Below are 25414 nucleotides of genomic sequence, written 5' to 3'. Positions count from 1 at the left end.
GCACGGTACGCACAACCTTGGTCAGATCAACCGGAGCTGCTATACAAGCCAGCAGTGACAAGTGAAAGAGGGGTGGTCGCGGTGTCGGAACAGGTCATCGACCAGGTCGGCGAGTACTACGACGACATCGGCGAACTCGTCGAGCTGGTCGGCGGCAACCTGCACGTCGGCTACTGGGAGTCCGATGAGGACGACACCCCCTTCCTCGCCGCCATGCAGCGCCTCACCACCGAGGTCGGCGCGCTGCTGGCCCCGCGCAAGGGCGAGCGGGTCCTCGACATCGGCTGCGGCGTCGGCGAACCCGCCGTCCGGCTCGCCCAGCGCTACGCCATCACCATCACCGGCATCACCGTCAGCCACTGGCAGGTCGCCGAGTCCGCCCGCCGCGTCATCGCCGCCGGGCTGCGCGGCCGGGTCGCCACCCGCTACGCCGACGCGGGCGCGCAACCCTTCCCCGACGCCGTGTTCGACGCCGCCCTCGCCTTCGACTCCCTGCCCAGCGCCCAGGACAAGGCCCGGTGGCTGCGCGAGGTCCACCGCGTCCTGCGCCCCGGCGGCCGGTTCGTGTTCACCGAGTACCCCCGCACCGCCGAACTGACCGCCGCCGAGCGCGACATCCTCACCGCCAACACCATCCACCACCCACCCGCCACCCTCGACGAGTCGATCGCGCTGGCCGAGGCCGCGGGCTTCCGCGTCACCGGCGCCCACGACTGGAGTGAGCGCGTCCACCGCACCTACGACGAGTTCTTCACCGCGCTGGCCGAACAGACCCCCGCCCTGGCCGAGGAGTACGGCGCCGAGCGGGTGGCGATGTTCACCGAGGGCATCACCACCATGTTCTCCCTGTGCCGCGCCAAGATCGGCTACCACGCCATCGCCTGCGAGAAGCCCGCCTGACCCGCGCCGATCCGCCGGACGTCACCGCGTCCGGCGGATCGACTGGGCGGCAACAGAAAACTCCCTACCCGGCCGGGAAACGACGGCGGGGCACCATGGGCAGTGAGTCCACCGGCATCGTCAGCGCCACCTTCGGGCGCGGGGTGTGGCCGGGCACCGGCTCCAACCGCCACCGGGCCGCGATCGAGGCCAGCGTCAACGTCATCTCCGTCAACGCGAACGGTTCCCCGATGCAGGTGTGGTTCCCCGTGCCGAACGGGATGTAGGCACCGCGCGGCACCGCACGGGCCACGCCCACCTCCCACCGGTCCGGGTTGAACACCCCTGGGTCGCGGTGCAGCGCCGGGTTGTGGTTGAGCGCGTGCGGGCTGTACATGATCGCCGCGTTGGCCGGGATCAGGTAGCCGCCGATCGTGGTCTCCCGGGTGGTGGTGCGGCTCAACGCCCAACCCTGCGTGCGCAGCCGCAGCGTCTCGCTGATGACCTGCTTGGTGTAGGTCAGGCTCGCCAGGTCGATGTACTCCGCGGCCCGCCCGGCCAGCACCCGGTCGGCCTCCGCGCACAGCCTGGCCTCCACCTCCGGGTGGGTGGCCACCTCGTGGCACGCCCAGGCCAGCGTGTTCGCGATGCTCTCCGCGCCCGCGATGAAGATCGTCATCACCTCGTCGTGCACCTGCTGGTCCGACATCGTCGCCGCGCCGTCGCGGGCCAGCACCAGGATCGACAGCAGGTCGCCGCGGTCCTCCGGCGCCGCCCGGTACGCCGCCACCACACCGTCGATCACCCCGCGCAGGTGCGCCTCGGCGTCGCGGAAGCGGCGGTTGGCCTGGGTCGGCAGCCGCGCGAGCAGGCCCGTCGGGTCCATCACCCGCCGGTACAGGCCGTTGAGCACCGTCGCGGTCGCCTCGCGGAACCGGTCGGCGTCGACGTGGACACCGCCATCGGTGGCGAACATGGCCCTGGTCAGGTTCGTCAGCGCCAGGTCGGCCATCTCCTGGTGCACCGCGACCTCGACGCCGTCCTGCCACCCGCCGAACCGGGTGCGGGCCTGCTCGGTGATCCGCGCGGCGTAGCCGACGATCCGGGAGTGGCTGAACGCGGGCTGCATCAGCGCCCGCTGCCTGCGGTGCACCTCGCCGTCGGAGATGCCCAGGCCGTTGCCGAACATCGCCCGGAACCGCTCGGTGATCGGGCCGCCCTTGCCGAAGGTCTCCGGGTCGCGCAGCGCCGCGCGGATCAGCGCCGGGTCGTTGATGACGTACACCGTCTGGCGGCCGAGCCGGATCCCGATCACCGGGTCGGTGTCCTGCAGGGCGAGCAGGAACTCGCGCGGGGCGCGCTTCATCGCCAGCGCGTGGCCGAGGACCGGGACCGCGCCGGGGGCGATGGCGGGGGTCAGCACATCCGTCACGGTCACCGAGAGACCTCCGGGGATGGGGAGTTAGCTTCTATAATGTATAGCGCCACGGTCAACCCCGATCAGCGGCGGGACCAGGCATTCCGCTGCCGCACGTCCTCCCAATGGGGCAGCTGTTAATACCATCGGGTGGTTCTCGGTGTTACTATTTGGATCGGAGTGGGCGGGCGGCTCGGGCGAGCCAGGCGGGGACACGGTGATGGCGGGCAAGCGCGACTACGGGCAGTTCTGCGGGTTGGCCGCCGGGCTGAACATCATCGGCGAGCGGTGGACCCTGTTGCTGGTCCGCGAGCTGCTGGTGAACGCGCTGCGCTTCACCGAACTGCTGGAGAACCTGCCCGGTATCGGCCCCAACCTGCTCGCCGAGCGGCTGCGCACCCTCGCCGAGCACGGTCTGGTCGAGCAGCTCGCGGTGGCCGGGGACGGCCGCGCCAAGCAGTACCGGCTCACCGAGCGCGGCCAGCAGCTGCGCGGTCCGGTGCTCGGGTTGGCCCGCTGGGGCATGCAGTTCCTCTCCGCCGACGACCGCGACGGCGGCGAGATCCGCGCCGAGTGGGGCATCATCGCCGTTCAGGCCATGGTGGACACCGGCCGCGTCCCCGAGGTCGACGAGACCTACGAGTTCCGCGTCGGCGAGGAGACCTTCGGCGTCACGGTCACCGCGGGCGAGGTCGCGTTCATCCCCGGCCCCGCCGACGCCGCGCGGGTCGTGGTCTCCAGCGACCCGGACACCTTCATCCAGATCGGCGCGGGCATGGTCAGCCCGTTCGACGCCCTCGCCGCGGGCCAGATCAAGCTCGAGGGCCCCGCCGACGCGATCCGCCGCTGCACCCGCCTGCTGGGGCTGTGACACTCTCTCCCGCCACCCACCCCCACGTCCCCACCCGGCAACGTCCCCGGCTCGGGTGGTCGCCGCTCGACCTGTGGCAGTTGCGCCGTTGATCGCGGCGAGCGGCGCGTGATCGCTACTGGAACTGATAGCCTGATCCGGTGCCGGTTGACCTGCGCGCGGTGGCCTCGGACTACCTGGCCCGGCGCTTCCCCGGCCGGGACCCCGACTACCGGCGGCCCCTGGTCCGCCTGGACACCGACTTCTGCCGCCGCGTCGCCCGCCACCACGACCAGGCTCCCACCCGTGCCGACGTCGGCGACGCGTACCTGGTGCTGTGCCAGGAAGACCTGGCCCAGTACGCCGCCATCCAAGCCGCGGGAATCGTCGTCCGACCCTGGCGCGGGGATGGCCAGCCCTACCCCGACTCACGGGCGTTGATCGACCAGGTGACCCGCACCGGGGTGCTCTGGCTCTACCTCACCCGATGCGGTCATGGCACCGGGACCGTGGCCAATCACCCCCTCCTCGAACCCAGCGGCGTGGAGGTCGACGGCGAGCCCCTGTGCCACAACGACATCCTCCGCGTGGTGCACGACCTGTTCGGCCACGTCGCCGCGCGCGCCGGGTTCGGACCGCGTGGCGAGTTCACCGCGACCGGCGCCCACCTGCGGCTCTACCCCGATGCCGCGTGGCCCGCCGTGTTCACCGAGCAGGTCGGTCAGATCTGCTGGTACTTCTACGGCGACCACCTGGCCACCGGCGGGCCGCGCTACCCCGAGCAGAAAGTCTTCCTTTACCCGCAACCCTTTCTCGACGAGTTCCGCCGCCAGTTCCACCCCGCGCGGTGACCCCGGGTGCCGATACACTCGCTGGCGATCACGAGGGGAACCGGCGATGAGCACAGGGAGAACCACGGTGAGCACTGGCGCCGAGACCGAGCACTCGGTCGCGATGTGGCCCAAGGGGGCCAGCGCGGAGTACACGGCCGCGCGGGTCGAGCTGGACCGCGCCGAGCACGCGCTGCACAAGGAGGTCCACCGGCTGGCCGCGCTGCGCCGCGACATGCCGCAGGGGCCGCTGCTCGACGACTACGAGTTCGACGAGGGACCGCTGGACCTGGGCCTGACCGAGCCGCTGTCGAGGACGCGGCTGGTCGACCTGTTCGGCGAGCACGACACCCTGTTCGTCTACCACATGATGTTCCACCCGGGCGAGGAGCAGGTCTGCCCGATGTGCTCGCTGTGGGTCGACGGGTTCCACGGCGTGTCCCGGCACATCCTGCAGCACGCGGCGTTCGCGGTGATCGCCAAGGCCCCGGTGCCGGAGATCCGGCGGTGGGCCAACCGGCGCGGCTGGGACGGCATCCGGTTCCTCTCCAGCCACGGCAACTCCTTCAACCTCGACGTCGGTGCCGAGACTGAGGACGGCGACCAACTGCCGATGGCGAGTGTGTTCCGCCGCGAGGGCGACCGGGTGCGGCACTTCTACACCCAGCGGGCGAACTTCATGGACGACGCCGAGGGCGGCTTCGACCAGCTCAACCCGGTCTGGCACATCCTGGACCTGCTGCCGAGCGGGCGCGGCGAGTGGTACGCGGAGAACTCCTACGCCGGGCGGCTGCGCGGAAACCTCGCGCCCTAGGCGTACTCGGCCAACGCGGCCCGCAGGTCGTCGGGGGGATGGACCGGTTCCATCCCCCCGTCCCGCCTGCGCATGCACGCCACGGTCTGGGTGCCGGTGGCGATGACCGTGCCATCGCGGGCGAAGTCGAAGTCCATGGTGATCCGGTTGCCGCCGCGCGCGCCCAACCGCATCGCCACCTCGATGACGTCGAACGCGAAGCACTCGGTGTAGAAGTTCATCCCGCACGACACCGTCACCAGCGCCAGCTCGCCCGAGCGCAGCGCGTCGAGCACGCCGGGTGCGTGGTCGGCGAGGAAGTGCTCGCGGCAGTGGCCCTGCCAGTGCAGGTAGTTGGTGAAGTAGACGTTGCCGACCAGGTTGGTCTCGTCGAAGGTCACCCGGTGCCGGTAGGTGTAGGCCCGGGTCACCGCGGCACCACCGCCGCGAGGGCGTACCCGTCGACCGCGAGGCTGGCGACGCGGAACGCCTCGCCCGCGCCGAGGGTGACGCAGGTGCCGTCCACGGACAGGATGGTCGGCTCGCCCGCCAGGCCCGCACGGACCAGGGCGTGGTGGATGGCGCAGGAGCGGGCCGTGGAGTCGGCGGTGCTCTCCCCGGTCTTGTCCTGGAGGGTGACGGACAACGGGTCCGGTCGCCCTGTGGCGTTTGAGACCGCCGTCCATACAGGATCCGGTGAGTCCAGGTGGAGTTGCCCCTGCACGAGCGCGGACCGGATCTCCAGCCGGTCGGCGATGCCGCACTCGATGAGCCTGCGGCTGAGCAGCGGACCCACCAGTGCGGCGGGCAACGGGGTCGACCACGTGCGGGTACCGACCGCTCGCAGGTGCAGGCCGTCCCAGCGGGCGATGTAGTTCCCGTCGGGTGCGATGACGTCGACGGTGTAGGTGAACTCGTCGGCGGTGTGGCGCAGTTCCCGAGCGCGGACATAGGCGGGGCCGGTGTGTTTGCGCCACAACGTGATTGTGTCGGCGCCGATCGGCAGCACGGCTCGATGCGGTAGGCAGGCGAGTAGGACGTGGATGCTGGCGTCGAGCAGGCCGGGGTCACCCAGGAGCAACTGTTGGGAGTGGACACCGGCGAACCAGTTCGTGTCCGCTGTGTCGATCCACGCCCCGACCTCGAACGCCGACAGGTAGTCGTATCCCAGCAGTCGGGCGAATCGTCCAGTGTGGAAGAACAGTGGCCCGTAGTACGGGTGCTGCGCGCTCCTGGGCGGTGGTGAGCCGGGAGGTTCGGCAGCGGGCGGCGTTGAGGCGGGTCTGACGGTCACGCTTAGCCGCGCGAGGTCGAACCGGTCGCTGTCGTCGGTGATCCGCGCGCGAACCTGGTCGCCGTCGGCGAGGGCCGCGATCCGCACCTTCCTGGTGGTATCACCGGTGATGGGCGCGGGAAGCTCCATGTCGTGGAATGCCCACCTGGTGCGGTCACCGGTGGTCGCGTGCACGGCTTGGGCGACCGCTTCCAGTCCCAGCACCGCGGGCAGGACCGCGACGCCGTCGATGGTGTGCTCGGCGAGATACGGGTCATCGCGGGAGGTGAGGACCGCGTCCGCCACGACCTCCACGCCCGGGGTGACCGTCCGCGTCTCCTCCAGGAACCGCAGCAGTGGGATGTCCGGGTTTGACAGGGTCAACGTCGCGGAATCGGGGAACCGGCCGCTGAGCATGACAGTGGTAGGAGCGTTCGGGCGGGCCAAGAGTTCGAGCAGGGCCTCGGTGCCCGTCGACGGAGTGATGGGTACGACCCCGCGTGCGGCGAGCCCGTCGACGACACCCATGCGGGCGCCCATCCCGACGCCGGACCACAGCGACCACTCGACACAGTGCGCGCGGCACCCCGGCCGCGTAGCCGCCCACTCGGTGACCGTGTGCCGTAGCCACTCGTTGGCCACGCAGTACTCCGACTGCCCGGCCAGTCCCACTCGGCCGATGATCGACCCGTACGCCACCACCAGCCGCAGTTCGTCGCCAGCCGCGTTGAGCAAGGTGCGGAGACCGTCGACCTTGGGTGACACCGCCCGTCTCAGCGTCTCGGGGTCCACTGTGGACATCAGGCGCGGCTCATTGACCGCAGCGCCGTGCAGCACTCCTCGTATGGGCCCCAGTAGGCGGCCTTCTGTCAGAACCGCCTCGGTGGCGACCGGGTCAGTGATGTCACCGGGGTGGTAGTGCGCGGTGACCTGTCTGCGCGCGGCGGCGAGACCGTCGACAACGCCGGGATCGGTAGTCGGACGGCGCCCGGTGAACAGCAGGACGCAGCCCGTGCGCTGGGCCAGCGCGATGGCCGTGTGCGCGGTGATGCCAGTGACGCCACCGGTGACCACGCAGACCTCGCCGGGCCCGATCGGCAGCTCGCCGCGCTCGTCGGAGGTGGACAACGCCGTCGCCAAGTGCTCGACGACACCGTCCGCCCGCACCCGCAGCTCCTGGTGCCCGCTACCCGCGATCAACACCGGGTCCAGATCGGTCGCCTCGTGAGGCACCCGCACGACCGTTGTCGCGACATCGGTCAGCTCGGTCTGCGCGCTCCGAGCCACCGCAGCCGCGGCCGGGTGACCGTGGTGGGCCAGCACGACCACGGCGGGCCGCTGTTCCCCGATGGCCCTGAGCAGCCCGGCGACCTCAGCGACGCCGGCCTCGTCAGGCAGGTACGCGGCGAGCCCTGCCCGGCCGCTCGAACTGACCAGCGACGACCGCAGCCAATGCCCGTCGGGCGCGTGGAACGTCCACTCGACCTCGGCGGCGGCGCGGCGCGAGACTCCCGGCACCCAGTGGTGAGCGAACGGTCGGACCCAGGCGTCGACTCCCCGGACCCCGGTCTCGGTGCGCGCGTCGACCAAGTCGAGTTCGGCGAGCACCTCGGCCGCCTCGCCGACGGTCGCGTCGGCGAACGCCGGGAACGCCTGCGGGGTCTTGCGGCCCAGGTCAGCGGCCACCTGCGTGATGAGCGTGACGATCCGCAGCGAGCTGAGGTGCAGGTCCCGCGACAACGAGGTGTCGTCGGTGATCCCGGCCAGGTCCAGCTCGCACTCGTCCGCCAGCCGGGTGCGCAGCACAAGCGACGCGTCAGCACCGGTGTCGGCCACGGCAGCCACCACTGGCCGCTGTCGTACAGGTGCGGGCGTGGTGTCGCCGTCGGTCTCGCACGGGTTGCGCAGGAACGACATGGGCGTGCCCGGCGGGAGGTACCGGTCGGAGCGGCCCGCGAACCAGACGGCCGGGTCGGCGACACCCGCGGCGATGAGGGTCGCGGTGACGATGGCGTGTGAGCGGGTCGGACCGCCGCAGTCGAGTGCGACGACCGGGACGTGCGGGGCGCAGTCGGCGGCCAGACCGCTGAGCGTGCGACCGGGGCCGACCTCGACCAGCAGCCCGACCCGACCGGCCAGCTCGGTGACGGCTTCCCGGAACCGGACTGGCGCGGTGAGCTGCTCGAGCAGGACCGCCGCCAAGTCCGCGTCCTCGAGCGGGCCGCCGGTGACGGTCGAGAGCACCGCGCGGCGCGGCTGACGGAACTCGACCTCGGCCAGCACCGCGCGCAGCGGCTCCTGCGCGGGAACCATCGCGTCGCTGTGGAACGCGTGCGACACGGTCAGCGCGGTTGCCCCGATCCCAGCGGCGGCGGCGCGGTCCAGCACGGTCGCGATCTCCTCGACCGGACCGGCGACCGTCGTCCGGCGGGGGCCGTTGTCGCAGGCCAGCACGACCGAGGTGCCCGCGATCAAGGCATCGAGCCGGTCGGCGGGGGAGTCCAGGGCGGCCATCGTGGTGCCGGTCCGGCCGTGGTCGGCCATCACCCGGCCCCTGGCGGCGGAGAGGCGCAACGCGGCAGCCGGGTCGAGCGCGTCCGCCCAGACCAGCGCGGCGATCTCGCCGAGGCTGTGCCCGACCGCGCCGTCCGCCGTGCAGCCCAGTCGCGTCAGCCATGCCAGGCCCGCCAGGCTCTGACGCAGGATCGCCGGTTGGGCCGCCGCGGTGTCGGTGTCATGGGCGCGCACCGGAGTGGGCAGCGCGGGGACATCGAGCCCGTTCGCCCAGGTCGACAGCTCGGGCCGAACCGGCGCGGCCTGACCGGGGAACAGCAGACCCACCGAGGGCGCCGCGCCTTGGGCGAGGACGAACCCCGCCGTGGCGGCGACCGTGAGCGTCCCGTCCCAGGCGGCCAGCCGGGCGGCGGCCGCCACCGCGGCGGCCCCGAGCTCGGCAGGGCGGGACGCGACCAGCGCGCACCGCACCGGCCCGTCCGCGCGGCTGCTCGCGGCGACGTCATGCACCTCGGCGTCGCTCAGCCCGGCGAACCAGTCCGCGCGCTCTGTCAGGACGGTCGCCAACTCCGCGGCGGTGTCGGCGGCGAGCAGCACGATGTCGTGGCGCGCCGGGGCGACGACAGGGGCGACCAGGTCAGCGGGTGGGCGGGTAGCGCCGACGACGACGTGGGAGTTGATGCCGCCGAACCCCAGCGCCGACACCGACGCCACGCGGGTCGACCGGTCCCACCCCTCGGCCTCGGCCAGCGCGCGCAACGGGGTGCCGGGGGAGCGCAGCACCGGGTGCGGGTCCTCGCAGCCGGTGGTCGGGGGCAGCACGCCCGCCCGCACCGACAGCACCGCCTTGATCAACCCGGCGACGCCCGCCGCCGCCTTGGTGTGCCCGATGTTCGCCTTCACCGACCCCAGCGCGGCCTTCGGTCCACTCGGGCCGCGCAGCCCGGACAACGCCAGCAGCTCCGCCTCGTCACCCACCGCCGTCCCGGTGCCGTGCCCCTCCACCAGGTCCACAGCGGACGGCTCGACGCCCGCCATCCGGTACGCGCTGTCCATCGCCCGCCGCTGCCCGGACACCGAGGGCCGGGTCAACCCGCCGGCGCCGTCGGCGGAGATGCCCCACCCGAGCAGCTCGGCGTACACCGGCATCCCACGGCGGCGGGCCTCGTCCACAGTGGTCAGCAGCAGCACACCGCACCCCTCACCGGGCAGGAACCCGGTCGGATCGGCGTCGTACACGCGCATCTCGTCCACGCCGAGCACCCCGACGCGGGCGAACCCGACCAACTCCAGCGGGTCGATGCTCAGGTCCACCCCGCCCGCGAGCGCGAACCGCCACTCCCCGGCCGCCACCGCGCGCGCCGCGTGGGTCACCGCGAGCAGGCTCGACGAGCACGCCCCGTCCACGGTGTAGCCGCCGCCGCGCAGGTCGAAGTGGTTGCCGATCCGGCCAGCGATCGTGTTCGCCAGCGCGCCCGCCAGGGTCTCGTCGGTCGGCTCCGGGAACCGGCCCTTGACCTGCGCCTCCAGTTCGGCCAGCACCGCCGCGGCCACCTCGTCGGGCACCGCGCTCCCGCGCAGCGCCGCCCCGGCCGCCCTGGCCACGAACGGCCACCGGGTGCGGATCTGCGCCGCCCGGCTGAACTCCCCGCCCAGCGAGTTGCCCAGCACCACCCCGACCTCGTCGCGCGGCAGGCCGTCCCCGTCCGGGACCCCGGCGTCGGCCAGCGCCTCGGCGGCGGTCTGCAGCGCCAGCCAGTGCGTGTGGTCGACCGCCCGGTGCACCCCGACCGGTACCCGGAACGCGGACCGGTCGAACTCCCAGTCCCGCAGCACCCCGGCGTGGGTGACGTAGGTGCGGTCCGGGTCGTCGCGCTCACCCAGGTAGGCGGGCGAGAGCCGGGTGGGCGGGATCCGGCGGAACGCCCGGCGGCCGGTGAGCACCGCCTGCCACAGTTGGTCCGGGTCGTGGGCGTCGGGGTAGTGGCAGGCCATGCCGACCACGGCGACCCCGGGTGCGCTCACGCGGGCACCCGACCCCGCGCCCTGGCCACCAGCAGCACCCCGCCCCGCAGCAGGCAGGTGATCACCAGCGCGAAGAACAGGCCGAACACGATGCCGAAGGACACCAGCACCCCGTAGACCACGGCCGCGGTGAACCCGAAGACCACCTGCCCGCGCGGCGCGGACGGCGTCGACCCAGGGTCGGTGATCATGTAGTTGGTGTAGAGGATGAACGCCACCCCGGTCATCGGCAGCAGCGCGCCGACCAGCGCGTGGTCGAGCACCAGCCACCGCACCAGGGCCTGCAGCACGAACCCGCCGACCCAGGCCGCGATCAGCGGGGTCTTCTTGGTCAGCTTGGCGTTGAGCATCGTGCCCAGCATCAGGATCCCCACCGGGATCAGCCAGGACAGCGCGCCGTGCAGCCAGTTGGTGAAGTGGTAGGGCGGCGCGATGCCGACCCAGTCGAACAGCACGAGCGTGACGGCGATGCCGGTGTTGGACGGGTTGAGGACGTGCCGCAGCTTCCCCTTGATCCGCAGCCGCACCACGTACTTGCTGGCGTTGCCGACGATGATCGCGAACAGGTAGGGCCAGAGGGAGGAGTTTCCATAGAGGAGCATCGAGCACGCCAAGGCGCCGATGTGGGCGGGCAGGAGGAACACGCCCAGGGCGCGCGCGCCGCCCGCGAAGTCCGGTTGGCGGTTGTAGGCCCACGCGTCGAGCGCCTCGAACCCGATGGCGCTCGCGTACCCGACCAGCAGGCCGACGATCGGGGTGATCGGTGCCTGTTCGAAGCCGAAGAAGATGTGCCCGAGGATGGTGAACGCCGAGATCGACATGGCGAAGCGCTGCAGCGCCAGCACCCTCGGGTCCCGCTTGGGCTTGACCGGGACGGCCTCGGGCTGGGTCTCCGGCTGGGTGTTGATGGCGGTCACGCCGTTGGGGTGGACGAGGGCGGGATTGGTCGTCTCCGTGGTCATCGGGCCGCCACCTCTCCGTTGGGCTGAAGCACGAACCGGTGGTGCCCGGGGGTCAGCCGCACCGGCGCGTGGTGCCGGCCCGCCGCGTCCCGCCAGGTGACGGTCGCGGTGGTGGCCGAACCGCGCGGCAGTGCGACGTGCAGTTGGGCGCCGGAGGCACCGGCGTGGCCGTTGGCCGGGTAGAGCTGCGACTTCTGCGCGGGGACCCCGGCAGTGGCGGGTACCTCGAGTTGGGCGCCGATCGCCGGTCGGGTGCCGGTGCCGCCGGGGGCGAGGAGTTCGACTTGCGCCGAGGGCGGCGCGCCGGTCGCGGTGTTGAGCAACAGGGCCGAGTCGTCCCACTGGTTGGCCACGACCATGTCCAGCAGCCCGTCGCCGTTGACGTCGCCCAGTGCGAACCCGCGAGAGGGTGCCCGCTGGGTCATGCCGAGTTGGCCCGCCAGGTCGAGATAGCGGTCATCGGGACCGTCGACCCAGAACTTGTTGGCGTCGCGGACACCGGACAGGTCGTCGCCCGGGCCGAAGTTGGGCCACGATCCGGGGTACTTCAACAATTCCGCGTTGCCCATCGCCAACTCCTGCAACAAAGCCCACCGGTCCCGGCCGCGTTCACCGAGTACGAATCCGGTCGCCTGGGCGAGTTCGTCGGTGCCGTCGTTGTCGAAATCGCCCGCTTTGATGTCCCACGACCACCCGCTGCGGGCGATACCGCGGCGTTGGCTGTGCTCGGTGTACGGGGCGGTTCCGGCGCGCAGGTCGGCCACTGTTCCGTCGGGGACGAACAGCAGGTTGCTCTCGTGCAAGGCGTAGTTCTCGGTGATGTTGCTGACCGCGATGTCGGGTAGGCCGGTGCCGGAGGAATAGGTGAACGCGACGCCCATGCCCTTGAACGAGTCGTGGCCCAGGACCTCCGACTTCGGGGTGAGCATGTCCCGCGAACCGGAGACCGGGGTGAACGACACCCGGCCGGGCGTGGAGTTGTTGAGCAGCAGGGTGTCCGGGCCGAAGTCGTTGGCCAGGTACAGCGACGGCAGGCCGTCGCCGGTCAGGTCCTGCATGCCGACCGCCAGCACCCAGCCGCCCAACGCGTCGGCTGGCACGTCGGCGCTGACGTCGGTGATCGTCGGTTTGGCGCCGGGCACCCCGGTGGGCTTGGTCAGCAGCACCCGGCTCGGCCCCGCGTTGGCCGCGTCGCCCATGCCGTCCTGCATCGCCATCCGCTCGTCCCCGGCCGCGTCCGGGTCGAGCACCTTCGCGCCGTCGGGGAAGTAGTTGCCCACCACGATGTCCAGGTCACCGGACCCGTCGATGTCACCGACGTTGAGCGCGGTGGTGTTCCACACCTGCATCGGTTCGACCAGTTCCGCCGCCCGGAACGACTCCGCCGACGGGGGTTGGCCGGGGGCCGCCTGGTTGAGGAACAGCACGGGGGAGCGGCCCCAGTAGTAGACGATGATGTCGGAGGTGCCGTCGGCGTTGATGTCGGCGGGCACGCAGCCCATCGGCGCCATCGTCGCGTCGTAGCGGTCGGGCCGCAGTTCGAACGCCGGGTACCGGGGGCCGTCGACCTCGGGCAGCGGGCTGATCCGGACCGAGTCGTCGCGCGGGTCGACCAGGCACAGGTCCGCCGGGCGCCCGAGACCGCGCAGGTCGGTCAGCGCGACGGCGGCGCCCACCGCGGAGATCCACGACTGGATGCCGACCAGGCCGGGTTGCACCGGCCGCACGTACCGCGCCCCCACCGGGGTGGTGTTGACCGGCACCTGGCGGAACCCGAACCGGGCGGCCACCGCGTCCTGCTCGGCCTGGCTGGTCTCCGGCAACGCGGTGACCAGCCCCGCGGCCACGCACAGCGCGACCGCGACGACGGCGCTCGTCGAGCGCCGGATGCTTCCGGGCATGGCAGACCTCTCGGGATCGGCCGCGCGGTCGAGGCCGCGTGGCCGGAAGGGGAAGGAAATGGGGTGCGGCCCGGTCAGCCCCGGGCGCTCAGCGTCCGGATGCCCTCGCGCCACCGCAGGAACGCGGTGACGTCGGCCCGCTCGCCCAGGTCGGCGGCGGCCTCCTCGGACCACCCGGTGGCGATCTCGGGGGTGGTGCCCGCGATCCGCTCGCAGGCCAGCGCCGTGTGCTCGGGGACGATCCCGGAGCGGGTGCGCGCGGTCGCGGCGAACACCACGCCCTGCGCGAGGTGACCGGCGTGCGCGCCCGCGTACTCGCGCAGCGCGTCCAACTCCCGCGGGGGCACGCCGCCCGCGTAGGCGCTGGCGAGGCCGACCCCGCTCCACAGCGCCGGTCTCGTCGGGGCCGGGGCCTCGGCGACGAACTCCCGGATGTCCTCCGGGTCGCCCGCGGTCATGAACCACAGCGCCCGGCCGGACCCGGCCAGCCTGATCAGCCGCAGCGGGTCGGCGCCCGCCCGCTCGGTGCGGCGGCGCAGCGCGCGGCGACCGCCGAAGAAGACCTCGGCGAACCCGGCGCCGTCGAGCGCCAGCCACCGCAACAACGGGGTGTCGGTGAGCCGGACCGGGAATGGCAACCTGCTGACCGCCAGCGCCCATCCCGCGCCCACGTGGATCATGTGCGGGTAGTCCGCGCCGGACTCGGCCAACAGCGCCGCCACCGAGCGGCCCCGGGTGAACACGTCGCGCTGCCCGGCGTACATCGCGGCCCCCTCGTGCGCGAAACCGCGCTCCTCGGCGGGCAGTGTGTCCACCGCGGCCCGCACCGAGCGCCAGTGCGCCGCGGCGAGGTTGTAGCCGGTGAGGAACGAGCGCGCGTGCCGCTCCAGGTGCTCGCGCGGCTGCGGCCGGTCCACCCGGAACCCGCGGCGGGCGAAGTCGGCCATGGCCAACGGCAGTCGGGGCGCCACCCCCCGACCCCGGCTCGGCGCGTCGACCACACCGGGTCGGTCGGGAGAACCGTGCTGAGTGCCCATGCTGTTCTCATCTCTGGCTCGCCACAACGGCGGGGAGAACATTACTTGCGAAATAGATAGTGAGCCGCGCTCGATCTTGCCCCGCTCGCGCTGTCCCCTGTCAAGCGAACAGCGGGCCTTTCCCCCGTTTGTAGCATGTTTTCGCTGGTGTCCTTTGTGGGACCGGGGGTGCCGGTGCGCGGGTATCTCGCTCCTGCCTTCGGTGGTAAGCTCCGCGACGGCGACCAGCGTGGTCGCTTCCTCCTTTGGTGCACGGCGGGCTGGTGGGCACGGGACCGGTCCGGTGGTACAGGCGCGCCCGCACCGGCCGGGCAATGCCGATCCGAGGCGAATCAGGAGTGCGCATGGTCGAGCTGCTGGACACCACGCCGCGAAATCAGGTGACCCCGGGGGAATCGGCCCGCGCCGATTTCCCCATCCTGGCCACCAGACTGGGCGGCAGGGCGCTGGTGTACCTGGACAACGCGGCCACCGCGCAGAAACCGCGCCGGGTGCTCGACGCGATCACCGCGCACTACACCGGCGCCAACGCCAACGTCGGCCGCGGCTACTACCAGCTCAGCCACCTGGCCACCGACGTCTACGAACAGGCCAGGGCCACCGTCCAGCACGCGATCGGCGCCGAGTACCCCGACGAGGTGGTGTTCGTGCCCGGCACCACCGCCGCGGTCAACCTGCTCGCCGACACCCTCGGCCGCGACCTCGTCGGCGCCGGGGACCAGGTCGTGGTCACCGGCATGGAGCACAACTCGAACCTGCTGCCCTGGCGCCGGTTGTGCGAGTCCGTCGGCGCCGAACTCGTCGTCGTGCCCGCCGACGAGCACGGCACCGTCCCCGTCGAGGTGTTCGCCGCCGCGCTCGGTCCCCGGACGCGGCTGGCGGCGGTGACGCACGTGTCCAACGTGCTCGGCACCGTCAACCCGGTGCGGGAGATGGTCGCTCAAGCCCACCACCACGGCGTCCCGGTGGTCGTGGACGGCGCGCAGGCCGTGCCGCACCGCCAGGTCGACGTCCGCGAGCTGGGCGCCGACTGCTACGTCTTCTCCGGGCACAAGATGTACGGTCCGATGGGGATCGGAGTCCTCTACGGCCGCCGCGAACTGCTGGGCACACTGGAGCCGTACCAGGTCGGCGGCGGCACCGTGAAGGGCATCAGCACCACCGAGCGCGTCCGGTACGTCCCGGTCCCCGCGCGGCTGGAGGCGGGCACCCCGCACATCGCGGGCGCGGTCGGGCTCGCCGCCGCCTTCGACTACCTGGCCGACATCGGCTGGGACGCCATCCGCGCGCACGACGACACCCTCGTCCGCGCCGCCGTGGCCGCAGTGTCCGACCTGCCCCGGGTCCGCGTCGTCGGCGACCCCGCCGCCGACCCGAGCGGCATCGTGTCCATCGTGGTCGACGGCATCCACCCCTACGACGTCGGCGGGCACCTCGACGCGCACGGGATCGCGGTGCGCAGCGGCGTGCACTGCGCCAACACCTTCGTCGACACCTTCGGCGTCGTCGGCACCGTGCGGTTGTCCTTCGGGATCTACAACACCGAGGCCGAGGTCGACCTCGTGCGCGACGCGCTGCGCACCGTCCAACCCGGGTTCTGGACCGCCGAGCACCCCACCGAGCGGTTCCTCTGATGCGGTTCGCCACCCGGGTGGTCCACAGTGGACACGAGGTGGGCGGGCCGCACGGCTCGGTCGTGCCGCCCATCCACGTCGCCACCACCTACGACCGGTACGCCCAGGACCCGCCGACGCACTTCTACTCCCGCGGCGAGAACCCGACCATGGCGGCGCTGGAGCAGTGCCTGGCCGCGGTCGAGGGCGCCGCGCACTGCGCCGTGTTCTCCTCCGGTCAGGCCGCCGCGACGACCGCGCTGTCGCTGCTGTCCCCTGGGCAACGGCTGGTGTGCTGCGACGACGTCTACGGCGGCACCCACGCGCTGATCACCGGCCTGCGCCGGTTCGGGGTCCGCGTCGACCAGGTGGACCTGTCCGACCGGGAGCAGGCCCGCGCCGCCCTCGCCGAGGACGTCGCCATGGTCTGGCTGGAGACCCCGACCAACCCGCTGCTCAAGGTCATCGACATCGCCGAGGTCGCCGGGCTCGCCCACGCCAGGGGCGCGCTCGTGGTGGTGGACAACACCTTCGCCAGCCCCGCGCTGCAACGCCCGCTGCGCTGGGGCGCGGACGTGAGCCTGCACAGCACCACCAAGTTCGTCGCCGGGCACTCCGACGTGCTGGGCGGCGCCCTGGTGTGCGACGACCCCGCGCTGCACCGGGCGTTCACCGGCCACCGCACCGTCGCGGGCAACGTCCCCAGCGGCCTGGACTGCTTCCTGGTGCACCGCGGCGTCAAGACCCTGTCCGTCCGGGTCGAACGGCAGGTCCGCACCGCCCAGGCGCTGGTCGACCTGCTGCTGGAAGCGCCCGGCGTCACCCGGGTGCTCTACCCGGGGCTGCCGGACCACCCGGGCCACGAGATCGCGGCCCGGCAGCTCAGCGCACCCGGGTCGATCATCAGCTTCCGGTACGCGGGCCAGGTGGAGAAGCTGCTCGCCGGCACCGAGCTGTTCGCCTGCGCGGTCAGCCTCGGCGGCGTCCGCTCGCTCATCGAGTGCCCCGCCCTGATGACCCACCGACCCGTCCCGGTCGACGTGCGCGCCGCCGCCGGGATCACCGACGACCTCATCCGGCTCTCCGTCGGCATCGAGGACGCCACCGACCTCGCCGACGACCTCAGCACCGCCCTGGCCAACGGCCTCTAGCCGGCCTTGCCCCACCTGAACCTCCCGTTCCCCGACTGGTGACCCCGCACATCCCCCAGCACCACCCGAAAGGAAGCCCATGGCCATCCCGACCGAGCCGATCGGCAGCATCCCGCGACCCAAGACCCTGCTGGACGCGGTCACCGACCACGCCGCGGGGAACCTGGACGACGCGGGCTTGGCCGCGGCGGTCGATGACGCGGTCGCCGACACCATCCAGGCGTTGCAGGCGGCCGGATCACCCGTGGTCACCGACGGCGAGCAGGGCAAGCCCAGCTTCGTCAGCTACCCGCTGCAGGGCATCACCGCGCTCGCCCCCGACGGCGCGGTCATCCCGTTCGCCGACGGCCACACCCGGACCCTGCCCCGGCTCACCGCGGGTCCGTTCCGCTACGGCGCCAACGCCGCCGACTACCTCACCGCCGCGCGCAAGCACGCCACCGTGCCGGTGAAGCAGGCCGTCATCGCCCCCTCGGCGCTGAGCCTGATCTACCCGGCCGACGGCATCGACGGCTACCCCAGGGAGGCGTTCATCGCCGACCTGGTCGACGCCGCCGAGGCCGACATCCGCACCAGCCTCGACGCCGGGGCGGACTCGGTGCAGCTCGACTTCACCGAGGGCAGGCTCTCGCTCAAGCTCGACCCGTCGGGTGGGCTGCTGGCGTCGTTCGTGGCGCTCAACAACCAGGTGCTCGACCGGTTCACCGCCCAGGAGCGCACCCGCATCGGCGTGCACACCTGCCCCGGCGGCGACCAGGACTCCGTGCACAGCCTCGACGTCGACTACGCGGACCTGCTGCCGCACCTGTTCCAGCTCAACGCGGGCCGCTTCTACCTGCAGTTGGCCAGCGAGCCCGACCCGGAGCGGGTGCTGTCGGTGGTGGCCCAGCACTCCCGCGACGACCAGAGGGTGTTCGTCGGCGTGATCGACCCGATCGACCCCAGGGTGGAGACCCCGGAGGAGGTCCGCGACCGGGTGCTCGCCGCCGCCAGGCACATCCCGGTCGACCGGCTGGGCACCTGCGACGACTGCGGGTTCTCGCCGTTCGCCGACGACGTGTCCACCTCGCGGGAGGTCGCCTTCGCCAAGGTCGCCGCCCGGGTCCAGGGCACCGCGCTCGCCGCGCAGGAACTGGGTCTGTAGAGCCAGTGAGTCGGGACCGGCGCTAGTACCGCCGGTCCCGACTCCGGGCTACGGCGTGGGTTGCGGTGTGGGCGCGGTCAGGCCCAGCGTGGTGACCAGGCGGTTGATGAACGCGAACAGGGCCGCGCAGAACACGGCCTCCAGCAACTGCTCCTGGGTCCACTCACGCGCGGCGTCCGCCCACTCCGCGTCCACATCGGACGCACCGACGGTCACCTTCGCCGTCAACCGCAACAGCGTCAGGGTTCGCTCGTCCACCGGCAAGTCCGCCAGCCCGCCGCTGGAGGTGATCGCCGCCGCGAGTTCGGCCGACCCGCCGAACTGCTGCAGGAACCAGCCGTGCGCCACGGTGCAGTACCCGCAGTCGTTGAGCCGGGAGGTCCACGCGGCGATGAGTTCCTTGGTGCCGCGCGACAACGCGCTGTCCGCGAACACCCCGGTGTACCCGCCGACCACCACCTCCAACAGGTTCGGGGTGCTGGAGGCCAACCGGAACACGTCCGGCACGAACGGCAACCCGGTCGCCACCCGCGCCTGCTCGTAGAGCTCGGCGACGCGGCCGGTCGCCGCCGCCTCGGGCACCATCGGCACCCGCTCGGTCATCGGCTTCTGCTCGGTCAACGCTGTCCTCTCGTGGACTCGCGGTACTGCGTCGGGGACGCCCCGACGCAGGTCTTGAACCGGGCGCTGAACGTGCCCGGGCTGCGGTACCCGACCCTGGCGCTGATGTCGGTCACCTTCAGCGTCGTGGTCGCCAGCAACCGCTTGGCCTCCGCCAACCGCAACGTGGACAGGAACCGGGCGGGCGAGACCCCGGTGTGCCGGTGGAACACCCGGCTGAAGTGGAACTTGCTGAACAGCGCCACCCTGGCCATGTCGTCGACGGTGAGCGACTGCGCGAGCCTGCCGCGCATGTCCGCGATGACCCGTTCGACGGCGCGCACCGCCGGTTCGTCCACGTCCGCCCCTCGCTGAGAATGCCCGGGAACCGCCCCGGCACCGGGGTCGGAGGGGTTCCACAGTGGACTGATCGTCGGCGGGTGTGCAGCCGACCGACATCGACGGTAGCACCGCGAGCGGGTGGGTGCCTTCGCCCTGAAAGGTGAATCTAGCCGGGTGTTCCGGTGGTCGCGACGACCGCGGCGATCGCCAGCACGGCGGCGGCGATGGTGACCTCGGTGACCAGGACCCGCCGCAGCGTGGTCGTGCGCACGCCGACCAGCGTGGTGCCGCCGGCGATGCCCTGGCGGGCCGCGACGCGACAACGGTCCGCGAGCGCCAACAGGACGACGAACCCGACGGTCTTGCCCAGCAACAGCACACCGTACGTACTGCTCCACACCGCCGACACCGAACCGAGGTAGGCGGCCGACATGAGCACACCGCTGAGCACGATGACCGCCACCGACACCTTGGCGATGGGGGAGAACCGGGTCAACGCGGCCGCAAGGTCATCGTGGTTGGCCAACAGTGCCAGTTGCACGACGCCGCCCAGCCACAACGCCATCGACCCGTAGTGCGCGAGGTCGGCGATCAAGGACAGGAACATGACCTTCGTCGTGATCGCGTGACCCGCCGCCGCGGAGCTGAGCAGCACCACGAAACCGGCGATGATCGCCGTGTTGGCGGCGGCGGACGTCTCGCGCTCGGAGGTCAGCAGCCGCCGCGCGGCCAACAACAGCACCACCGCGGCGATGACCCGCAGGACGAGCAGCTTCCCGTACGCGGTCTCCAGGGTGTTGGCCAGCAGGTCCGGGGCGAACACCCGCGACAGCCCCGCGCCGGTGACGTAGGCGCCCTCGACTCCCAGTGCCAGGATCCCGGCCCCGGCCACGATCACGCACCCGGCTTGGACGACCTTGCGGCCCACCTGGTCCCGGGTGTTCCTGCAATACAGCAGGAACACCAGTCCGCCCGCCAGCGCGACACCGGTGTATCCGACCCAGCGCACGACCCTGGTCAGGACATCCACTCCGGTATCGGTGCCGTCCGCGTCGGAGACAGCGCCACCGGCGTTCATCAGCGGCCCATCGCCGACCACGAACGCGAACCCGCCCCGCACGGGGTGCGAATCGGCGGACACGAACGCGTAGTGCACCAGGTACGTCCCGTCAGGCAGACCGGGCTTGAGCTTGATCGTCAGCTCCTCGGCGGTCGCGCCCTGGGTGACCCGCCCCTCGCTGACCGGCTCGCCGTGCACGTCCACGACCCGCAGCGCGTCCTTCTGCACCCCGACGTTCTCCGAGAGCTGGATGCGCACCTCGGTCGGCACCTCGGTGAGCCGGGCGCCGTCGGCCGGGGTGGAGCCGAGCACCTCGACGTGCGCCGAGGCCGGGGGAGCGGCCAGCACCGCCCAGCAGAACAGGACGGCCAGCAGTCCCGCGAGCCTCACGCCGCGCGGGCGCGCTGGTGCAGGACGACCGCGATCACCATCGGGATGGTGACGATGGTGTTGTAGAACAGGTGCAGCTCCACCCGGGGCACGATGAGCTGCACGATGCTCGTCGGCACCGCCGCCCCGCCCAGGCGCCACCCGGTCTGCGCCTGGACGAACAGCAGCAGGTGCTCGATGTGGTGCCAGAACTGCAGCGCCAGCGCGAGGTCCCACCACTGCCGCGAGCGACCGGCGAACCCCTTGCGCAGCACGAACAAGCCCACCAGCATGACCAGCGCGTACCCGTAGTGCAGCCACTCCGAGGAGATCAGCGCCGGGAACGGGATGCCCAGCACCCCACGTGCCTGCGCCGTCGGCCAGCCCAGCACGTAGATCTGCGCGGCCTGGGCCAGGTGCTCGGCCCAGTGCGCGAGCACCACCACCATGAACGCCATCAGGGCGATCCGGTGTGGACGGTCGGCCACCCTGGCCGGGACCTCAGTCGACGTGACGCTCATGCCCACCCCATCCGCTCACCAGGTCGGTACCGGTCGACGATAGCGGCGGTGGGGTGGCCGGGACTTATTCCGTCGTGCTCACTTCAGCAGGTTCGCGTAGCTGTCCGGATTCGCGCGCAGGTATTCCTGGAAGGTCTGCGCGGGACGGCCGGTGACGCGCTCGACGGTGTCGGAAACAGTGGCCAGTTCGCCCGCCGCGATGGCCGTGTACGAGGTCACCCACCCGGCCACCTCGAATTCCGGCGCGTCGTAGTGCGCGCGGGAGGCGTACGCCTCGTCCTCGGTCTCCTCCTCGTACCGGACCTCGCGGCCCGCGACCTCGGACAGGATCCGCGCGCCCTCGGCGAAGGTGATGGCCTCCGGGCCGGTGACGTCGAGCACCTGGCCGTCGTGCGCGGGGTCGAGCAGCAGCTCGGCGGCCACCGCAGCGACGTCGTCGAGCGCCACGACGCTGACCCGGCCCTGGCCCGCCGGGCCCCGGAGGACGCCCTCGGTGCCCGCCATCGCGGGGATGCCCGAGGCGTACATGCTGTCGCGCAGGACGACGAACGGCACGCCGGTGGCCTTGAGGTGCTGCTCGGTGTGCCAGTGGTCCTGGCCGAAGGTGAAGGTGCAGTCGGGCGCGGCCCCGAGGAACGACGTGTAGACGATCCGGCCGACCCCGGCGGCGACCGCGGCGTCGATGGCCGTCTTGTGCTCGTGGACCCGGTTGGCCGACTCGCGCGCGGACACCAGGAGCAGGGTGTCGGCGCCGGTGAACGCCTCCCGCAGCGCGGGCCCGTCGGCGTACTCGGCGCCCCGGACGGCGGTCGCGCCTGCCAGGTCGGGCAGCGCGCCCGGGTCCCTGGACAGCAGCCGCTGGGTGGCGCCCTTGGCGCTGAGCAGCCGGGCCACCCGCCCACCGATATTTCCCGTTGCTCCTGTGATCGCGATGACCGGGCTCATCCATCCTCCTCGTGGTTCGACCTCACCAGCATCCCTGACCTGCGCGAACACCGCGCGACCGGGGTCGGTCCCGCCCTTTTCAGTTGATGCTCCTATTTCGGTTGTGCGCTTTATGACGCCGAATGGTGGCTGGTGGAGTTCTCCGGTAAACGGTGATTATCGGTGACCCCTGCTGATCTTGTGTGAGGAGTCCACCGTGCGACGCGCACTTTCCCTGCTCGGTGCTTTTTGTCTACTTCCGTTGATTCCTGTACCCGCTGCCGCCGAACCCGTCGGGTGGCTCGGCGGCGCTTCGCCGACGGGGTGGTCCGCCGTCGCCGCGCCCGCGCCGGGAGCCCGCGCGCCGGGTACCGCGAACGGCTACTACTACCCGAACGCGCCTATCTCCGTGCGGTTCGCCGCAGGCAAGTACTCGCTGAGCGACCCCAACAGCGTCCTGTTCTGCGGCATCCAGGGCAACGGCGCGGTCACCAACACCACCGGCGTGTTCGGCAACCGCTCCGGCACCGACCTGACCACCGCCTGCGCCGACGGGTACTACGCCGCGCAGCAGTTCGGCGGGATGCTGCGCGACTGGCTCGGGCGCGACGGGTTGGACGGCAAGGGCAAGTGGGCGCCGATGTTCGTCGGCATGTCCGCCGTCAACGCCTACTGGAACGGGCACACCGCGAACTTCGGCCGCACCAAGGACGGCGCCCGGCAGCTGGTGAACCTGGAGATCATCGCCCACGAGTTCGGCCACGGCGTCTTCCAGCACACCCCGGGCGGCTTCGACGGCGGCGTGCAGACCTACCAGCTCAACGAGGCCAGCAGCGACATCATGGGCGCCTTGACCGAGCACTACGCCAACAACCCCAACGACCCGCCGGACTACCTCGTCGCCAACGAGACCAACCCCCTGGGCCGCGGTCCCGAGCGCGTCATGTACCAGCCCTCCCTCGGCCCCCGCGACGAACCGGACTGCTACGGCCCCAACATGAACAACGTCGAGGTCCACGACGGCGCGGGCCCCGCCAACCACTTCTTCTACCTCATGGCGGAAGGCTCGTCCCCGGTCGGCAAGCCCGCCAGTCCCATCTGCCCCGGCGGTCCCGCCTCGGTGACCGGCCTGGGAATCCGCGACGCGGGCAAGGTGTGGATGCAGGCCCTCCTGCTGAAGAAGCCGTCCTGGACCTACACCGACGCCCGCGCAGCCACCCTCAACGCCGTCAAACAAGCCTTCCCCGGCGACTGCGCCAAGTTCACCACCGTCCGCAACGCCTGGACCGCCGTCTCCGTGCCACCGGGGGCGGGCGAGCCCAGCACCTGCTGACTCCACTGTGGACTCGATGCGTGCCGGTGAAAGCGGATCGGACCTAGAGGGGACCCCGGTCGCCGATCTACCGGAAACCGCCCGGAAGTCTTGATCACGTCGATATGCTGGCCGCTCACCCTCGGCACGGAGGTGGGCACACGATGACGAACCCCGATCCGGCGAAGGCATTGCCCCCGACGCACAACACCGCCAGCATCCACGCACCGACAACCATGGTCCAGGCAGGCCACATCAGTGGCTCAGTGCACCTCAACCAGCCTCGCAGCAGGCGAAGCCCGGCCGGGGTGGCGGTGGCGGCACTGGGCGCCGTCCTCATCGTCGCGGGCACGTTCGCGGCGCCGTGGGCCACGGGCGGCTTCTTCCGGCCGAACATCACGTACTCCGATCTGGGAACGCTCATGGCGGGGATGGACGCGAGCGGGTTGGAGGGAATGGCAGGCACCGCGCCGTACTTGTCCGCTTACTTCTCCTACGGCGGAGTGCTGTCCGTCGTGCTGGTGTCCGTCCTCGGCCTCGCCGCGACCTGGCCGACCGGTCGCGGTGCCCGCCCCACCACCAGAGGCGTCGCCTTCCTAGCGGCTCTCGGCGCGATCGGCGCGCTGCTGGCCGCCATGATGGAACTCGAGAACCTCGTGACGATGGCGCCGTCGATCGGGGTACCGATCGCAGGCTATGGACTCGTGGTCGTCGCATCGCTCATCGGGCCCGGCCAGGTACAGCGAGGGTGAGACTCACGACTCCGCACGCAATGGCCGTCGAGAACCTGGCGATCCCCACCGGCTTCCCTCACCACCTGTCCACTTTCTCGAGCGGAATCGAGGCTTGACCCTGACCCGTGGGTGAGGGGTTAGCGTCCCGGCGCCCGTGTGAGAGTCGCGCGGGGGAAGGGGTGGTCGTGTCTCGGGAAGTTCGATTGGTGGCGGTGCCGGAGGGGTTGCCCGGGCCGGAGCACTTCGAGGTGGTCGACGTGCCGGTGCGGGAGCCGGGGCCCGGTGAGGTGCTGGTGCGCAACCGGTACTTCCCGGTGTCCGCGCGGCTGCGGACGCTGCTCGTCGGCGGTGTCGAGGGCGCGCCGTTGCCGCCGGTGCGGGTGGGGGAGGTGCCGCCGTCGATCACCCTGGGTGAGGTCGTGGCCGTCGGTGGTGGCGACGGACCGCGAGTGGGGGAGTGGGTGTCGCACTGGGACGGGTGGCGGGAGGAGTCCGTCGTTCCGGTCGACGGCTGCACGCCGCTGGGGGACTGGCTGCCGGACCCGGTGGCGCACCTGGGTTCGTGGTGGACCTCGTACGCGGCGCTGACCCGGCACGCGCGGCTGCGGTCCGGTGAAACCGTCCTGGTCACCGCGGGTGCGGGCGGGGTCGGGTCGATCGTCGGTCCACTCGCGCGGCTGCTGGGCGCGGGTCGGGTCATCGCCACGGCGCGGACACGGGAGAAGGCACAGCGGTTGGTGCACGAGCTGGGCTACGACGCCGCGTTCGTGGTCGGCGAGGAGCGGGTCGAGGCCGCGGACGTCATCGTCGACAACGTGGGCGGGGCGACCCTGCGCGCCCTGCTCGACGTCGCCAAGCCCGGCGCCCGGGTGGCGTTGGTCGGCGCGCTGGAGGGCCAGCTCACCGGGTCGGGTACCACGGCGCCGGTCGAGCTCGACACGTTCGGGCTCATCCTGCGCGGTATCAGCCTGCACGGCGTCAACAACCGCCCTGACCAGGACGAACGCGACGATTGGCTGGGCAGGCTCGGCGGCTGGCTGCGCTCGGGCGCGCTCACCTTCCCGCATGTCCGCGTGTCGGGCATCGACTCGGCGCCCCGCGCGTTGCAGGAGGTGATCGCGGGCCACCACCTGGGCACGGTGGTCGTGGAGCTCTAGGAGGTC

General features: G+C 71.8%; 20 protein-coding genes and 1 pseudogene. 10 read left to right on the top strand and 11 right to left on the bottom strand.

Features of this window, described 5'->3' with window-relative positions; genetic code table 11:
- Positions 1-81: 81 nt before the first annotated feature.
- Entirely contained in the window at positions 82-900 is an 819-nt protein-coding gene (locus LV79_RS16920) for a methyltransferase domain-containing protein (RefSeq protein ID WP_253837811.1), read from the top strand.
- 64 nt (positions 901-964) lie between these two features.
- Here LV79_RS16920 and LV79_RS16915 read toward each other — a convergent pair whose 3' ends face one another.
- Positions 965-2317: a cytochrome P450 gene (locus LV79_RS16915; protein ID WP_253837809.1), complete on the bottom strand. Its 1353-nt coding sequence runs from the start codon at positions 2315-2317 to the stop codon at positions 965-967.
- A 199-nt stretch (positions 2318-2516) separates the two neighbouring features.
- Between LV79_RS16915 and LV79_RS16910 the strand changes: the two genes are divergently transcribed.
- The 3 genes from LV79_RS16910 (at position 2517) to LV79_RS16900 (ending at position 4790) form a co-directional block, all read left to right on the top strand.
- Positions 2517-3167, top strand: coding sequence for a winged helix-turn-helix transcriptional regulator (locus tag LV79_RS16910; protein ID WP_253837803.1), 651 nt, complete (start codon positions 2517-2519; stop codon positions 3165-3167).
- Between the two features lie 140 nt (positions 3168-3307).
- Positions 3308-3997, top strand: a complete 690-nt coding sequence (locus LV79_RS16905) for a crotonobetainyl-CoA--carnitine CoA-transferase (protein WP_253837802.1) — start codon at positions 3308-3310, stop codon at positions 3995-3997.
- 46 nt (positions 3998-4043) lie between these two features.
- Positions 4044-4790 (top strand): DUF899 family protein, encoded by a 747-nt coding sequence (locus LV79_RS16900; RefSeq protein WP_253837801.1) that lies wholly within the window; start codon positions 4044-4046, stop codon positions 4788-4790.
- Here LV79_RS16900 and LV79_RS16895 read toward each other — a convergent pair.
- From LV79_RS16895 to LV79_RS16875, 5 genes are all read right to left on the bottom strand, one after another.
- The gene (locus tag LV79_RS16895) at positions 4787-5200 is read right to left on the bottom strand and encodes an acyl-CoA thioesterase (RefSeq protein ID WP_253837800.1); all 414 of its coding nucleotides are present in this window, start codon (positions 5198-5200) and stop codon (positions 4787-4789) included. The genes LV79_RS16900 and LV79_RS16895 overlap by 4 nt on opposite strands.
- Positions 5197-10581 carry a type I polyketide synthase gene (locus LV79_RS16890; protein ID WP_253837799.1) on the bottom strand — a complete coding sequence of 1795 codons (5385 nt, stop codon included), beginning with the start codon at positions 10579-10581 and terminating at the stop codon, positions 5197-5199. Before LV79_RS16890 ends, LV79_RS16895 begins: the two co-directional genes overlap by 4 nt.
- On the bottom strand, positions 10578-11543 hold the full coding sequence (locus LV79_RS16885; RefSeq protein ID WP_253837789.1) for an enediyne biosynthesis protein UnbU: 966 nt from the start codon (positions 11541-11543) through the stop codon (positions 10578-10580). Before LV79_RS16885 ends, LV79_RS16890 begins: the two co-directional genes overlap by 4 nt.
- Positions 11540-13444, bottom strand: coding sequence for an FG-GAP repeat domain-containing protein (locus tag LV79_RS16880; RefSeq protein ID WP_253837787.1), 1905 nt, complete (start codon positions 13442-13444; stop codon positions 11540-11542). Before LV79_RS16880 ends, LV79_RS16885 begins: the two co-directional genes overlap by 4 nt.
- A gap of 74 nt (positions 13445-13518) precedes the next feature.
- Complete coding sequence (locus LV79_RS16875; protein WP_253837785.1) at positions 13519-14481, bottom strand: DUF1702 family protein; 963 nt, start codon at positions 14479-14481, stop codon at positions 13519-13521.
- A gap of 344 nt (positions 14482-14825) precedes the next feature.
- Here LV79_RS16875 and LV79_RS16870 point away from each other — a divergent pair, with 344 nt between their 5' ends.
- From LV79_RS16870 to LV79_RS16860, 3 genes are all read left to right on the top strand, one after another.
- The gene (locus LV79_RS16870; RefSeq protein ID WP_253837783.1) at positions 14826-16115 is read left to right on the top strand and encodes an aminotransferase class V-fold PLP-dependent enzyme; all 1290 of its coding nucleotides are present in this window, start codon (positions 14826-14828) and stop codon (positions 16113-16115) included.
- Entirely contained in the window at positions 16115-17245 is a 1131-nt protein-coding gene (locus tag LV79_RS16865; RefSeq protein ID WP_253837780.1) for a trans-sulfuration enzyme family protein, read from the top strand. The genes LV79_RS16870 and LV79_RS16865 overlap by 1 nt, the downstream gene beginning before the upstream one ends.
- Positions 17246-17324: 79 nt before the next feature.
- Positions 17325-18389, top strand: a complete 1065-nt coding sequence (locus LV79_RS16860) for a cobalamin-independent methionine synthase II family protein (protein WP_253837778.1) — start codon at positions 17325-17327, stop codon at positions 18387-18389.
- A 48-nt stretch (positions 18390-18437) separates the two neighbouring features.
- Here the strand turns inward: LV79_RS16860 and LV79_RS16855 are convergent, their stop codons facing one another.
- The 5 genes and pseudogenes from LV79_RS16855 to LV79_RS16835 all read right to left on the bottom strand — a co-directional run bounded on the left by LV79_RS16855 (position 18438) and on the right by LV79_RS16835 (position 22226).
- Entirely contained in the window at positions 18438-19010 is a 573-nt protein-coding gene (locus LV79_RS16855; RefSeq protein WP_253837776.1) for a carboxymuconolactone decarboxylase family protein, read from the bottom strand.
- 17 nt (positions 19011-19027) lie between these two features.
- Positions 19028-19303 (bottom strand): annotated as a pseudogene (locus LV79_RS16850) (helix-turn-helix domain-containing protein); the annotation flags it as partial.
- 194 nt (positions 19304-19497) lie between these two features.
- Positions 19498-20781: a copper resistance CopC/CopD family protein gene (locus LV79_RS16845; protein WP_253837774.1), complete on the bottom strand. Its 1284-nt coding sequence runs from the start codon at positions 20779-20781 to the stop codon at positions 19498-19500.
- Positions 20778-21281, bottom strand: coding sequence for a hypothetical protein (locus tag LV79_RS16840; RefSeq protein WP_253837772.1), 504 nt, complete (start codon positions 21279-21281; stop codon positions 20778-20780). The genes LV79_RS16845 and LV79_RS16840 overlap by 4 nt, the downstream gene beginning before the upstream one ends.
- 78 nt (positions 21282-21359) lie before the next feature.
- The gene (locus tag LV79_RS16835) at positions 21360-22226 is read right to left on the bottom strand and encodes an SDR family oxidoreductase (RefSeq protein WP_253837771.1); all 867 of its coding nucleotides are present in this window, start codon (positions 22224-22226) and stop codon (positions 21360-21362) included.
- A 196-nt stretch (positions 22227-22422) separates the two neighbouring features.
- Here LV79_RS16835 and LV79_RS16830 point away from each other — a divergent pair, with 196 nt between their 5' ends.
- The 3 genes from LV79_RS16830 to LV79_RS16820 all read left to right on the top strand — a co-directional run bounded on the left by LV79_RS16830 (position 22423) and on the right by LV79_RS16820 (position 25408).
- Complete coding sequence (locus LV79_RS16830; protein ID WP_253837769.1) at positions 22423-23538, top strand: M4 family metallopeptidase; 1116 nt, start codon at positions 22423-22425, stop codon at positions 23536-23538.
- Between the two features lie 143 nt (positions 23539-23681).
- Positions 23682-24269, top strand: coding sequence for a hypothetical protein (locus LV79_RS16825; RefSeq protein WP_253837760.1), 588 nt, complete (start codon positions 23682-23684; stop codon positions 24267-24269).
- A gap of 107 nt (positions 24270-24376) precedes the next feature.
- Entirely contained in the window at positions 24377-25408 is a 1032-nt protein-coding gene (locus LV79_RS16820; protein ID WP_308208941.1) for an MDR family NADP-dependent oxidoreductase, read from the top strand.
- Positions 25409-25414 lie beyond the last annotated feature (6 nt).

Origin of the sequence: Actinokineospora globicatena (genome assembly GCF_024171945.1) — a bacterium.
GTDB classification, from domain to species: Bacteria; Actinomycetota; Actinomycetes; order Mycobacteriales; family Pseudonocardiaceae; genus Actinokineospora; species Actinokineospora globicatena.
This window is presented reverse-complemented; position numbering and strand designations above follow the sequence as displayed.